The sequence below is a fragment of the Cellulomonas sp. URHB0016 genome, assembly GCF_054057935.1.
The window spans coordinates 3472640-3485670 of the sequence record NZ_JBSRZU010000001.1 but is presented as its reverse complement, the minus strand read 5'-3'; the positions used below and the strand labels follow the sequence as shown (position 1 = coordinate 3485670).

At 71.8% G+C, this 13031-nt stretch carries 10 protein-coding genes; 8 read left to right on the top strand and 2 right to left on the bottom strand.

Annotation, left to right across the window (positions count from 1 at the left end; genetic code table 11):
- Positions 1-20: 20 nt before the first annotated feature.
- The 7 genes from ACVW07_RS16050 (at position 21) to ACVW07_RS16020 (ending at position 9480) form a co-directional block, all read left to right on the top strand.
- Entirely contained in the window at positions 21-749 is a 729-nt protein-coding gene (locus tag ACVW07_RS16050; protein WP_456820224.1) for a helix-turn-helix transcriptional regulator, read from the top strand.
- Between the two features lie 111 nt (positions 750-860).
- Complete coding sequence (locus tag ACVW07_RS16045; protein ID WP_456820223.1) at positions 861-2171, top strand: MFS transporter; 1311 nt, start codon at positions 861-863, stop codon at positions 2169-2171.
- A gap of 25 nt (positions 2172-2196) precedes the next feature.
- Complete coding sequence (locus tag ACVW07_RS16040; RefSeq protein ID WP_456820222.1) at positions 2197-5967, top strand: nitrate reductase subunit alpha; 3771 nt, start codon at positions 2197-2199, stop codon at positions 5965-5967.
- A gap of 25 nt (positions 5968-5992) precedes the next feature.
- Entirely contained in the window at positions 5993-7678 is a 1686-nt protein-coding gene (gene narH / locus ACVW07_RS16035; protein ID WP_456820221.1) for a nitrate reductase subunit beta, read from the top strand.
- On the top strand, positions 7675-8379 hold the full coding sequence (narJ, locus tag ACVW07_RS16030) for a nitrate reductase molybdenum cofactor assembly chaperone (protein WP_456820220.1): 705 nt from the start codon (positions 7675-7677) through the stop codon (positions 8377-8379). Before narH ends, narJ begins: the two co-directional genes overlap by 4 nt.
- Positions 8376-9125, top strand: coding sequence for a respiratory nitrate reductase subunit gamma (gene narI / locus ACVW07_RS16025; protein ID WP_456820219.1), 750 nt, complete (start codon positions 8376-8378; stop codon positions 9123-9125). Before narJ ends, narI begins: the two co-directional genes overlap by 4 nt.
- A 52-nt stretch (positions 9126-9177) precedes the next feature.
- Complete coding sequence (locus tag ACVW07_RS16020) at positions 9178-9480, top strand: DUF2249 domain-containing protein (RefSeq protein WP_456820218.1); 303 nt, start codon at positions 9178-9180, stop codon at positions 9478-9480.
- A gap of 77 nt (positions 9481-9557) precedes the next feature.
- Here the strand turns inward: ACVW07_RS16020 and ACVW07_RS16015 are convergent, their stop codons facing one another.
- Both ACVW07_RS16015 and ACVW07_RS16010 read right to left on the bottom strand, forming a co-directional pair.
- Entirely contained in the window at positions 9558-10205 is a 648-nt protein-coding gene (locus ACVW07_RS16015; protein ID WP_456820217.1) for an NADPH-dependent F420 reductase, read from the bottom strand.
- Between the two features lie 76 nt (positions 10206-10281).
- Complete coding sequence (locus tag ACVW07_RS16010; protein WP_456820216.1) at positions 10282-12213, bottom strand: glycoside hydrolase family 15 protein; 1932 nt, start codon at positions 12211-12213, stop codon at positions 10282-10284.
- A gap of 244 nt (positions 12214-12457) precedes the next feature.
- Between ACVW07_RS16010 and ACVW07_RS16005 the strand changes: the two genes are divergently transcribed.
- Positions 12458-12883 (top strand): hypothetical protein, encoded by a 426-nt coding sequence (locus tag ACVW07_RS16005; RefSeq protein WP_456820215.1) that lies wholly within the window; start codon positions 12458-12460, stop codon positions 12881-12883.
- The last annotated feature ends 148 nt before the right edge of the window (positions 12884-13031 follow it).

Here is a 13031-nt window from a genome sequence, read left to right as displayed (position 1 = left end):
GGGCGACCGATACTTCATGCATGTCCGTCCGCCGCACGTCCGCCGCGCGCACCCTCGCGTCCGGCAGCCGCGTGGACCTGCTGCACCTGCTCCAGGACGGCGGCGAGCACACCATCGGCGAGCTCGCCACGGCGACCGGCCTGCACGAGAACACCACGCGCGAGCACCTCCAGCGGCTGGTCGCCGACGGGTTCGCGCAGCGCGCGCCCGAGCACCGCACGGTGCGAGGGCGGCCGCGGATGGTCTACCGGGCCGTGTCCGCCGACGACCTGCGCTCCGACCCGCAGGCACAGCGCCGCATCGAGGAGTCCATCGCGCGGGTCGCGCTCACCCGGGTGCTGCTGGAGGGTTACGGCCGGGAGGTCCCCTCCGCGCCTCGGGCCGCGCAGGCGGCGGGCCGCGCGATGGTCGACGATCTCCCCCCGCACGAGCCGCCGGCCGCGACCTCCGGCACGCCTCAGGCCGACCGCCAGCTCGACGCGCTGGAGGGTCACCTGGACCGGCTCGGGTTCGACCCCGAGCTCGACCGCGAGCACCTGTCGTTCCACCTGTACCGGTGCCCGTTCATCGAGCTGGCGCGGGAACGGCCCGAGGTCGTGTGCAACGTGCACCTCGGCCTGGCGCAGGGCGTGCTCGACGCCGTGCCGGGACCGGTCGCGGCGCGCGAGCTCCTGCCGTTCGTCGGGCCCGAGCACTGCGTGCTGCAGCTCCGACGCGACGACCCGGACGGCCCGGTCGACCCGCTCTGAGCCGAACGGGTTTTCCACGGTGCTTTGACGTGCACCGCCCCCGACCCGGTGGACATGCTCCGGGGGAACCCGAAGACGGGCTCACGGAGCGAACCACCGCGGGAGGTCCCGATGCCCACCCTCACCCTGCTGCGCGGGCCTGACCTGTCGGCGTGGGACCCCGAGAACGAGTCCACCTGGGACCGGCGGCTGGCCTGGCGCACGCTGTGGATCACCACGTACAACCTCACGCTCGCGTTCTGCGTCTGGTACCTGGTGAGCGCGATCGCGCCCCGCCTCAACGACATCGGGTACGACCTGACGAAGGGCGAGCTCTACTGGCTCGCGGCGATCCCTGGCCTCGCGGCCGGCCTCTCCCGGCTGATCTACACGTTCCTGCCGCCTGTCGTCGGGACGCGCACCCTGGTCGGCGGCTCGGCGACGCTGCTGCTCCTGCCGATGGTCGGCTGGGTGCTCGCCGTCCAGGACCCGACCACCCCCTACTCGATGCTGCTGCTGCTGGCCGCGGCGTCGGGCGTGGGCGGCGGCGCGTTCGCCGGCTTCATGCCCTCGACGAGCTACTTCTTCCCGCGCCGGATGGCCGGCACGGCGCTGGGCCTGCAGGCCGGGATCGGGAACTTCGGCGTCAGCCTCATCCAGTTCCTCGTGCCGTGGGTCATCGGCTTCGGGCTGCTCGGCACCGCGGCACTCACGCCGCAGCAGAAGGCGGACGGCTCGACGATCTGGCTGCACAACGCGGGCCTGGTGCTCATCCCGTGGGTGGTGCTAGGCATGGTGATGGCCGCGGTCTGGCTGCGCCGCGTGCCGGTCACGGCCAACTTCCGCCAGCAGCTCGACATCTTCGGCGAGAAGCACACCTGGTACATGACGGCGATCTACCTCATGACCTTCGGCGCCTTCTCCGGCTTCGCCGCCCAGATGGGCCTGCTCATCAAGAACCTGTACGACGGCATGGAAGGTGCGCCCGACGCGCTGAAGTACGTGTTCCTCGGCCCGCTCCTCGGCTCCCTGACCCGGGCCGCCTGGGGACCGCTGTGCGACAAGTTCGGCGGGGCGGTCTGGACGCTCGTCTCCGGCATCGGCATGACGATCTCGACGGTGTTCACGATCTTCTACCTGGACCCCAAGGACACCAGCTCGTTCGGGCTGTTCCTCGGCGGGATGCTCGCGATCTTCACCTTCGCCGGGATCGGCAACGCGGGCACGTTCAAGCAGATGCCGATGATCTTCGACCGCCGGCGGGCCGGTGGCGTCATCGGCTTCACGTCGGCCATCGCGGCGTTCGGCCCGTTCCTGGTCGGCGTCGGCCTCTCGCTCGTCGCCCCGCAGGCGTTCTTCATCGGCGCAGCGGTCTACTTCGCGGCCTGCACGGTGCTCGTGTGGCTGCAGTACGCCCGCCCCGGCGCACCCCGCCCCAGCTGACGCACCACCCCCAGAGGAGAACGCTGTGACCGCACGGACGGACGGGCCCGGGACCGACAACGCCGCCGTCGACGCGCTCCTGCGCCTCGGCTCCCACCTGCGGCCCGGCACGATGTCGCCGGACAAGCGGGCGCTGTTCCTGGAGGGCGGCCGCTCGGGCGACTCGTTCTACCGGGACCGCTGGTCGCACGACAAGGTGGTCCGCTCCACGCACGGCGTGAACTGCACCGGCTCGTGCTCGTGGAAGGTGTACGTCAAGGACGGCATCATCACGTGGGAGACCCAGCAGACGGACTACCCGTCGGTCGGCCCCGACTCCCCCGAGTACGAGCCCCGCGGCTGCCCGCGTGGTGCGGCGTTCTCCTGGTACACGTACTCGCCGACGCGGGTGCGGTACCCCTACGTCCGCGGTGCGCTGCTCACGGCCTACCGGGCGGCGAAGGAGCGGACGGGCGACCCCGTGCTCGCGTGGGCCGCGGTGACCGGCGACCCCGAGACGGCCCGGTCGTACAAGTCGGCGCGCGGCAAGGGCGGGCTCGTCCGGGCGTCGTGGGACGAAGCCTCCGAGATCGTCGCCGCCGCCCACGTGCACACGATCAAGACGTACGGCCCGGACCGGGTGGCCGGCTTCTCCCCGATCCCGGCGATGTCGATGGTGTCGCACGGGTCGGGCGCGCGGTTCGTCTCGATGCTCGGCGGCACGATGCTGTCGTTCTACGACTGGTACGCGGACCTGCCGGTCGCCTCCCCGCAGGTGTTCGGCGACCAGACGGACGTCCCGGAGTCGGCGGACTGGTGGAACGCGAGCTACCTCATGATGTGGGGCTCGAACGTGCCGGTGACCCGCACTCCCGACGCGCACTTCATGACCGAGGCCCGCTACCGCGGCCAGAAGGTCGTCACCGTCTCCCCCGACTACGCGGACAACACGAAGTTCGCCGACGAGTGGCTCGCCCCGCACCCCGGCACGGACGGTGCGCTGGCGACCGCGATGGGCCACGTGATCCTCCGCGAGTTCCTCGTGGAGCGCCGCACGGAGCGGTTCTCCGACTACATGGCCACGTACACCGACGCGACGCACCTCGTCACGCTCAAGCAGCGCGGCGACGCCTGGGTGCCGGACAAGTTCCTCACGGCCGACCAGCTCGACGGACCGGTCGCCGGTCCGGACGGCACCCCGCGCGACACCCACGGCCGGGACGCCCAGTTCATGACCGTGGTGCTCGACGCCGACGGCTCGCCGCGCGTGCCGAACGGCAGCCTCGGGCACCGGTTCGACCCCGCGCGTGCCGGGTCCTGGAACCTCGACCTCGGCACGATCAGGCCCGTCATGTCCGTCGCGGACCTCGCCTCGCACGACGGCGACGCCGTCGCGGTCGACCTTCCCCGGTTCGACCTCGCGGCGGACGGTGCCGACGGCGAGCACACCGGCGGCGCGGGCGTGGTCCGCCGTGGGGTCCCGGTCACCCGCGTCGGCGGCGCGCTCGTCACGACGGTCTTCGACCTCCTGCTCGCCCAGTACGGCGTCGGCCGCGACGGCCTGCCGGGCTCGTGGCCGACCGGCTACGACGACCCGAGCACTCCCGGCACGCCCGCCTGGCAGGAGGAGATCACCGGGGTCCCCGCGTCTGCCGCCGAGCGGATCGGGCGCGAGTTCGCCGAGAACGCGGAGGCGTCGGGCGGCCGCTCGATGATCCTCATGGGCGCGGGCACCAACCACTGGTTCCACTCCGACACCATCTACCGCACGTTCCTGGCGCTCGTCACGATGACCGGCTGCCAGGGCGTCAACGGGGGTGGCTGGGCGCACTACGTCGGCCAGGAGAAGTGCCGGCCGGTGACCGGCTGGGCGCAGTACGCGTTCGGGCTCGACTGGGTCCGTCCGCCCCGGCAGATGATCGGCACCGCGTTCTGGTACCTCGCCACCGACCAGTGGCGGTACGACGGGCTGCCCGCCGACGCGCTCGCCTCCCCGCTCGCCGAGGGGAAGTTCGCGGGCCGGACCACGGCCGACTGCCTCGTCGAGTCCGCGAAGCGCGGCTGGATGCCGTCGTACCCGACGTTCGACCGCAACCCGCTGGACCTCGTCGACGAGGCGCGCGCCGCGGGGGTGGACCCGGCGGCGTACGTGGTCGACGAGCTGCGCGAGGGCCGCCTCCGGTTCGCGTGCGAGGACCCCGACGACCCGAAGAACTTCCCGCGGGTGCTGACGATCTGGCGGGCCAACCTGCTCGGCTCGTCGGGCAAGGGCAACGAGTACTTCCTGCGCCACCTGCTCGGCACCGACGCGGCTGTCATGGCGGAGGAGTCCGGGCCGGACCGCCGCCCCGCGAGCATGACGTGGCACGACGAGGCCCCCCGCGGCAAGCTCGACCTGCTCGTCACGAGCGACTTCCGGATGACGTCGACCACGCTGTTCTCCGACGTCGTGCTGCCCGCAGCGACCTGGTACGAGAAGCACGACCTGTCCACGACGGACATGCACCCGTTCGTGCACTCGTTCAACCCGGCCATCGCGCCGCCGTGGCAGACCCGCACGGACTTCGACATCTTCGTCACGCTCGCCAAGGCCGTCTCGAAGGCGGCCGTGGGGCACCTCGGGAAGCGCGAGGACCTCGTGGCCGTGCCGCTGATGCACGACACCCCGGACGAGATGAACACCCCGCACGGCACCGTCGAGGACGTGCACGACCTGGTCCCCGGCGTGACCATGCCGAAGCTCGTCGTCGTCGAGCGGGACTACACCGCGCTGGCCGACCGGCTCACGTCGCTCGGCCCGCTCACGGCGACGGCGGGCATGGTGACCAAGGGCGTGAAGTTCCTGCCCGACGTCGAGGTCGCCGAGCTGGGACGGCTCAACGGCGTCGTCACCGACGGCCCGGCGGCGGGCCGGCCCCGGCTCGCCACCGCCCAGCACGTCTGCGAGACGATCCTCGCGCTGTCCGGCACCACCAACGGCCGCCTGGCCGTGCAGGGCTTCGAGAACGTCGAGCAGCAGACCGGCACGGAGCTCGCCTGGCTCGCCCGCGAGCACGAGGGCAAGCGCATCACGTTCCCCGACGTGCAGGCCCGGCCGGTCCCCGTCATCACGTCGCCCGAGTGGTCCGGCTCGGAGCACGGCGGCCGCCGGTACACCGCGTTCGCGATCAACGTCGAGCAGCTCAAGCCCTGGCACACGCTCACGGGCCGCCAGCACTTCTTCCTCGACCACGACTGGATGAGCGAGCTCGGCGAGAACCTGCCCGTCTATCGCCCGCCGCTCGACCTCGGCCGGCTGTTCGGCGACCGCACCCCCGGCTCGACGGCCCCCTCGGGCGCACCCGGGTCCGAGGGCCACGCCGAGGTCACCGTGCGGTACCTGACCCCGCACTCCAAGTGGTCGATCCACTCGGAGTACCAGGACAACTTGTTCATGCTCTCGTTGTCCCGGGGCGGCCCGACGATCTGGATGTCCCCGCAGGACGCGACCGCGATCGGCGTCCGCGACAACGAGTGGGTCGAGGCGTACAACCGCAACGGCGTGGTCGTGGCGCGCGCCATCGTCAGCCACCGGATGCCCGCCGGCACCGTCTTCATGTACCACGCGAAGGACCGCACGGTGGACGTCCCGCGGTCGGAGACGTCCGGCCTGCGCGGCGGTATCCACAACTCGCTGACCCGCGTGCTGCTCAAGCCGTCGCACCTGATCGGCGGGTACGCCCAGCTCTCGTTCGCCTTCAACTACCTGGGCCCCACGGGCAACCAACGCGACGAGGTCACGACGATCCGCCGCCGCTCGCAGGACGTGACGTACTGATGGGCCGCACCGGAGGGAGCCTCGCATGAAGGTCATGGCGCAGATGGCGATGGTGATGAACCTCGACAAGTGCATCGGGTGCCACACGTGCTCGGTCACGTGCAAGCAGGCGTGGACGAACCGCACGGGCGTCGAGTACGTCTGGTTCAACAACGTCGAGACCCGGCCCGGCGTCGGCTACCCGCGCGGCTACGAGGACCAGGAGAAGTGGGGCGGCGGCTGGGTCCGCACCAGGCGGGGGCGGCTGAAGCTGCGGTCCGGGGGCCGGTTCACCAAGCTCGCGCACATCTTCAGCAACCCGAGGCTGCCGGAGATCCGCGACTACTACGAGCCGTGGACGTACGAGTACGACACCCTGCTCTCGGCCCCGCAGGGCGAGCACACGCCGGTCGCGCGGCCCATGTCGCTGCTCACGGGCAAGGCCATGCAGATCCACTGGTCGGCCAACTGGGACGACAACCTGGGCGGGTCGATGGAGACCATGCAGGACGACCCGGTCCTGAAGCAGATGAGCGAGAGCGTCACCGCCGAGCTCGAGCAGGCGTTCATGTTCTACCTGCCGCGCATCTGCGAGCACTGCCTCAACCCGTCCTGCGTCGCGTCGTGCCCGTCGGGCGCCATGTACAAGCGGGCCGAGGACGGCATCGTGCTCGTGGACCAGGACCAGTGCCGGGGCTGGCGCATGTGCGTGTCGGGCTGCCCGTACAAGAAGGTCTACTTCAACCACAAGACCGGCAAGGCCGAGAAGTGCACCATGTGCTACCCGCGCCTCGAGGTCGGCCTACCGACCGTGTGCTCGGAGACGTGCGTCGGCCGGCTGCGCTACCTCGGGCTGGTGCTCTACGACGCCGACCGGGTGCTCGAGGCCGCGTCCGTGGAGGACCCCGCGGAGCTGCTCGACGCCCAGCGATCCGTGCTGCTCGACCCGCACGACCCCGAGGTGGTCGCGGGCGCGGAGCGTGAGGGGATCCCGCGCGACTGGATCGACGCCGCACAGCGCTCGCCGATCTGGGCGCTCATCAGCACGTACCAGGTGGCCCTGCCGCTGCACCCGGAGTACCGCACGATGCCGATGGTCTGGTACATCCCGCCGCTGTCGCCCGTGGTGGACGTGGTGGCCGGGTCCGGCAACGACGGGGAGGACGCGAGGACGCTGTTCGCCGCGATCGACCGGCTGCGCATCCCGGTGGAGTACCTCGCGGGCCTGTTCACCGCGGGCGAGACCGCACCCGTCACGGCCGTCCTCCAGCGGCTCGCCGCGATGCGGGCCCACATGCGCAACGTCAACCTCGGCACCGCGCAGGACCCGCGCATCGCCCAGGCCGTCGGCATGACGGCCGAGGAGATCGAGGCCATGTACCGGCTGCTCGCCATCGCGAAGTACGAGGACCGCTACGTCATCCCCGCCGCGCACGCCGAGAGCGCGGCCGCGCTGGAGGAGACCGCGTCCGGCTGCTCGCTCGACGTCGACGGTGGCCCGGGCATGGGCGGCGGCGGGCGGTTCGGATCGTCGTCGGGGCGCCCGGTGCGTGCCGCCGTCGAGACGTTCCATGCGCTGCGCAACCGGCAGACCGCGGACAACGCCGCCGGACCGTCGCAGCCCACCCGGGTCAACCTGCTGAACTGGGACGGCAACGGCGCACCGCCCGGTCTGTTCCCCCCGGAACCCGGCCAGGACGGCTACGGCGACGGGCCGGAGGCGGACGCGTGAGCCGCCGTCCCGGCACCGGCCGGCCCCCGTCGCTGCCGTTCCTCGACCCCGTCGTCGCCCACCCGAGGGAGCGCGTCGTCGCGCACATGGCCGCGTCGCTGCTGCTCGACTACCCGACCTCCGAGCTGCGCGACCGGCTGGGGCTCCTGCGCGCCTCGACCGCGATCCTGTCCGCACCGGTCGCGTCGGCGTTCGCCCGGTTCCTGGACGCCGCCGACGCGCTCGACCTCCACGCCCAGCAGGTGCACTACGTCGAGACCTTCGACCAGCGCCGCCGGTGCGCGCTGTACCTCTCGTACTACGCGGCGGGTGACACCCGTCGCCGGGGCATGGCCCTCGTGACGTTCGTGGAGGCGTACCGCGCGTGCGGCTGGGTGCCGCGGGACGACGAGCTGCCCGACCACCTGCCCACGGTCCTCGAGCTGTCGGCGCGCGACCCCGGGCCGGTCGCGGACACGCTGCTCGGCACCCACCGCGCCGGGATCGAGCTGCTCCGCTCGGCGCTGCACCACGTGGGCAGCCCGTACGCGCACGTGGTGGACGCGGTCTGCCTCACCCTTCCCGAGATCGACGAGGCGACGGCCGCCCGGTTCGCCGACCTCGTCGCGAGCGGGCCGCCGAGCGAGACGGTCGGCCTGTCCGCACCCCTGCTCCCGTTCCCGACGGTCCGCCCCATCCACCGGTCGGAGGTCCCGGCATGACCACGCGTGACGTGCTCCTCTGGGTGGTCGTGCCCTACATCGCGGGCGCCGTGTTCGTCGTCGGGCACCTCTGGCGGTACCGGTACGACCGGTTCGGCTGGACCACGCGCTCGTCGCAGGTCTACGAGTCGCGGCTGCTGCGGGCCGGGTCGCCGATGTTCCACATCGGGATCCTCATGGTGATCGGCGGGCACGTGGTCGGGCTCCTGGTGCCGCGCTCCTGGCTGGAGGCCGTCGGGGTGACGGAGCACGCTTACCACTTCGTCGCTACCTTCGCGGGCACGCTGGCCGCGGTGCTGACCCTCGCCGGGCTGGCGATCCTGATCTACCGGCGACGGACCGTCGGGCCCGTGTTCCTCGCGACGACCCGCATGGACAAGCTCATGTACGTGGTCCTCGGCGCCACGCTGGCCCTCGGCACCACCGCGACCGTGATGTTCCAGCTCCTCGGCGACGCGTACGACTACCGCGGCTCCATCTCACCGTGGATCCGCAGCCTGCTGACGTTCCAGCCCGAGCCCGCGCTCATGGCCGGCGTGCCGCTCGCGTTCCAGCTGCACGTCCTGTGTGCCATGGCGCTGTTCGCCCTGTGGCCGTTCACCCGGCTCGTGCACGTGTTCTCCGCGCCGCTGGGCTACCTCACGCGCCCGTACATCGTCTACCGGACCAAGGACACCACCCACCTGGGCAACCGGGCACCCCGACGTGGCTGGGAGCGCGTCGAGCGGCCCGGCGCAGGCCGCTGACCACCACCACGCGGTCCGGCCGGGCCGCGCCGCCTCACCGAAGGAGAGACCCATGACCGCCGAGAACATCGAGATCCTCCCGACAGCGCCCGAACCCGCGGGCCACTCCTGCGGCTGCGGCGGCCACGACGAGGCCGACCCTGTGCTCGACGTACGGCCGATCCCCCACGCGATCCGCCACGCGACGGTCTTCGGCGCTTTCGACGCCATCGCCCCCGGCGGTTCGCTGATCCTCGTCGCGCCGCACCTGCCCCGCCCTCTCATCGCCCAGCTCCGCGAGCGTGCGGAGCTCGACGTCGAGGTCCTCGTCGACGGCCCCGACGCCTGGCACGTCCGCCTGACCCGCGTCAGCTAGGACGCCGGCGGGCACCACGGACGGGAGCCCCTGATCCGCCTCGCGCGTGGCAGATCGGGGGCTCCTCCTCGTCCCGGTCAGGCCGCCTGCGGGCGGGTGGCCGCGTCGAGGGCGCCGCGCAGCCCCGGAGCGTCGAACCGCCGCCCGTACCCGGGGGTGTCGGGCTGGATCCGCCAGCTCTCGGCCAGCGGCCCGCCGTCGACGGCGTCGAACCCCAGCGTGTCGATGAACGCCGCCGCACCGACGTTGGCGTCGTGGTCGTCGCCGAAGATCGCGAGGGCACGACGGTCGGGCGTGCCCGCGCGCGACCCCTGAGAGCCGAGCTCGGAGAACAGGATGTGGTTGAACGCCTTGACCACGTGCGCGTCGCCGAGGTGCTGGGCGAGCAGCTCCGAGCTCGTGAGCTGCTGGGCGTCGAGCTCGGCGATGTGACCGTCGCGCTGCGGGTAGTAGTTGCCGGTGTCGATCACGAGCTTGCCCGAGAGGGGCGCGACCGGGATCTGGTCGACGGCCTTCACCGGGACCGACACGACGACGAGGTCGCCGGCCTCGGCCGCCTCCTGCGGCGTCCCCGCACGCGCCCGGTCACCCAGCTCCGCGACGAGCTCGACCAGCGTCTCCGGCCCGCGCGAGTTGCTCACGACCACGTCGTACCCCGCCGCGACGGCGAGCCTCGCGAGCGTGCCGCCGATCTTGCCGCTGCCGATGATGCCGAGTGTCGTCATGCCAGGCTCAACGGCCGCCCACCGACCGGTGTTCCGCGATCTCGGTCACCGCCGGCAGGTCGGCCGTCCCCGTCGGTCACCCGCCGCGGTTCGGGGGCTCGAAGTGCATGCCGTCGTGCCCCGCGTGCTCCTCGGCGCGGATGACGTGCATGACCGCGTTGATGAGCGCCAGGTGCGTGAACGCCTGCGGGAAGTTGCCGAGGTGCCGCCCCGACTTGGGGTCGATCTCCTCGGCGTACAGGTTGAGGGTCGACGCGAACGAGAGGAGCCGCTCGCACAGGGCCCGCCCCCGCTCGAGCTCGCCGATCTCGACGAGCGCGCTGACCAGCCAGAACGAGCAGATGGTGAACGTGCCCTCCTTGCCCTCGAGCCCGTCGTCGGTGTCCTCCACGCGGTACCGGAGCACCAGCCCGTGCTCCGTGAGCTCGTCGGCGATCGCCAGCACGGTGGCGCGGACGCGCTCGTCGTCGGGTGGCAGGAACCGCAGCAGCGGCATGAGCAGCAGCGACGCGTCGAGCGCCGTCGAGCCGTAGCGCTGGACGAACACGCCGCGCTCGTCGACACCGTGGGCGCAGATGTCGGCATGGATCTCGGCGGCGATCTTCGACCACTCGGTCGCGAAGTCCGGCTCGTCGTGCATCTTGGCCAGCCGCGCACCGCGGTCGAGCGCGACCCAGCACATGAGCTTGCTCGACACGAAGTGCTGGGAGTCGCCGCGGACCTCCCAGATGCCGCGGTCGGGCTCGTGCCAGTGCTTGATGGCCGCCTCGACCTGGCGCTTCAGCACGGGCCACAGGGCCTCGGGAAGCTGCTCACGGGAGCGGGTGTGCAGGTAGACGGAGTCGAGCACCGCCCCCCACACGTCGTGCTGGCGCTGGTCGTACGCGGCGTTGCCGACGCGGACCGGCCGGGCGCCCTCGTAGCCGGACAGGTGGTCCAGCTCGACCTCGTCGAGCCTCTCCTCCCCCCCGACGCCGTACATGATCTGCAGGTCCTTGTTGTCCCGGCACACGTCATGGATGAACGCGAAGAAGTCGTTCGCCTCGCGGTCCAGGCCGAGCGTGTACAGACCCCACAGAGCGAACGTCGAGTCGCGGATCCACGCGTAGCGGTAGTCCCAGTTCCGCTCGCCGCCCGGGGTCTCCGGCAGGCTCGTGGTCGCGGCGGCCAGCAGCGCGCCCGTCGGGGCGTACGTCAGGCCCTTGAGCGTCAGCGCGCTGCGCTGCAGGTACGTCCGCCACGGGTGGTCGGGGAACACGCCCTGCGTGATCCACTCGCGCCAGAACTCCTGCGTCCGCCACAGCTGGTCGGCGGCCTGGTCCCACGTGCGGGGGTTCGGCAGCGGCGACCACGCGAGCGCGACGAACGCCTTGTCCCCGTTCACCATGCGGGTGCGCGCCGACGCCGTGCGACCGTCGACCCCGAGCCGCAGGCTCGACGTCAGGCGCAGCGTCGGGCCCGTGCTGCCCTCGGCCGGCGGCGCGACGAGCTCGTTGTAGCCGGACTCCGAGTACTCCCACCTCGGCTCCTGGCGCCCGTAGTCCGGCGCCGGCGCGCACTCCACCTCGAGGTCCACCGTCCCGCTCACGCACGTCACGGTGCGCAGCAGGATGTGCTCGGCGTCGTTGTCGGTCGGCGTGCGGCGGTGGGTCGCGGAGCGGTCCTCGGTGTTGTGCCACGGCCCCATCACCATCGCGTCCCGGACGATGAGCCACCCGGTCGGCGTCTGCCACGTCGTCTCCAGCACGAGCGTGCCGGGCAGGTAGCGGCGGGCCGACGGGACCCGGATGCCGTGCGGACCCACCCGGAACGATCCGGCCCCCCGGTCGAGGAGCGATGTGAAGATGCTCGGCGAGTCCGGGCGCGGCACGCACATCCACTCGACCGCACCGCTCGGGGCGATGAGGCAGTTCGACTCGCAGTCGGACAGGAACGCGTAGTTCGCGATCGGCGGGAACGGCGACCGGTGGGTCGGGTCCGGGCGGTGGTCGGTCACGAGCGGGGCCATGACTCAGCGTGCGCTCCGAATGTGCCGGCTGTCTTCCCCTGCAGGTAAATTCTGGTCGCTGACCAGCGCCGCGACCGGGCGGGCATGCGGGGCCGGCGCAGGCGGACCAGGGCCGACGGCACCAGGTCGCAGGAGTGCGCTCAAGGGATGATCGGTGTGCGCCGATGCTGAAGACGTGCGTTGGAGACAGCCAGACCCGGAAGACAGAGCGCCCCGCGGAGGCGCCAGCAACGTGACGCATCGGGTGGAGACCCTGGCAGAGATTCTCATTCCGGCACCGCGGCTCGCGGTGTGGGACGCGCTCGTCGCAGAAGCGGCCGACGGTGTCGCGTCACATGTGGAAGGAACTCCCGAGTTCGGCCCCGGCACTCGCGCCGTCTCGCTGGGACCTCCGCTGCCACCCGACGGGATGCGTACGGTCATGCTGCACGAGATCGATGCTCTGCTTGAGGGCTATTGGCTCACCGCACGCACTTATGCGACCGCATGGGAACACACCGAGACGCTGACACTGCGTGACGTCGACGGGGGCACGCAGGCCCGGCTCGCAGGGTGGTGGCTCAGGCCCGCACCCCCCAACGCCAACCTGCAGCACATGCGAGAGCCCCTCACCAGGCTCGCGTTCGAGCACCTCGAGCGAGTGCGGGCCCGGACGATCCCAGGAGGCTGACGGAGGCCAACGGGGCTCGCTCGCCCGTCCCGTACTCGCAGGGTCGGGCTCGGGCTCGGGCCAGGACTGAGGCTGAGCCTGGCGTCGCCCGTCGGGCCGGGTCCGTGTCCGTGTCCGTGTCCGTGTCCGTGACCGTGACCGTGACCGG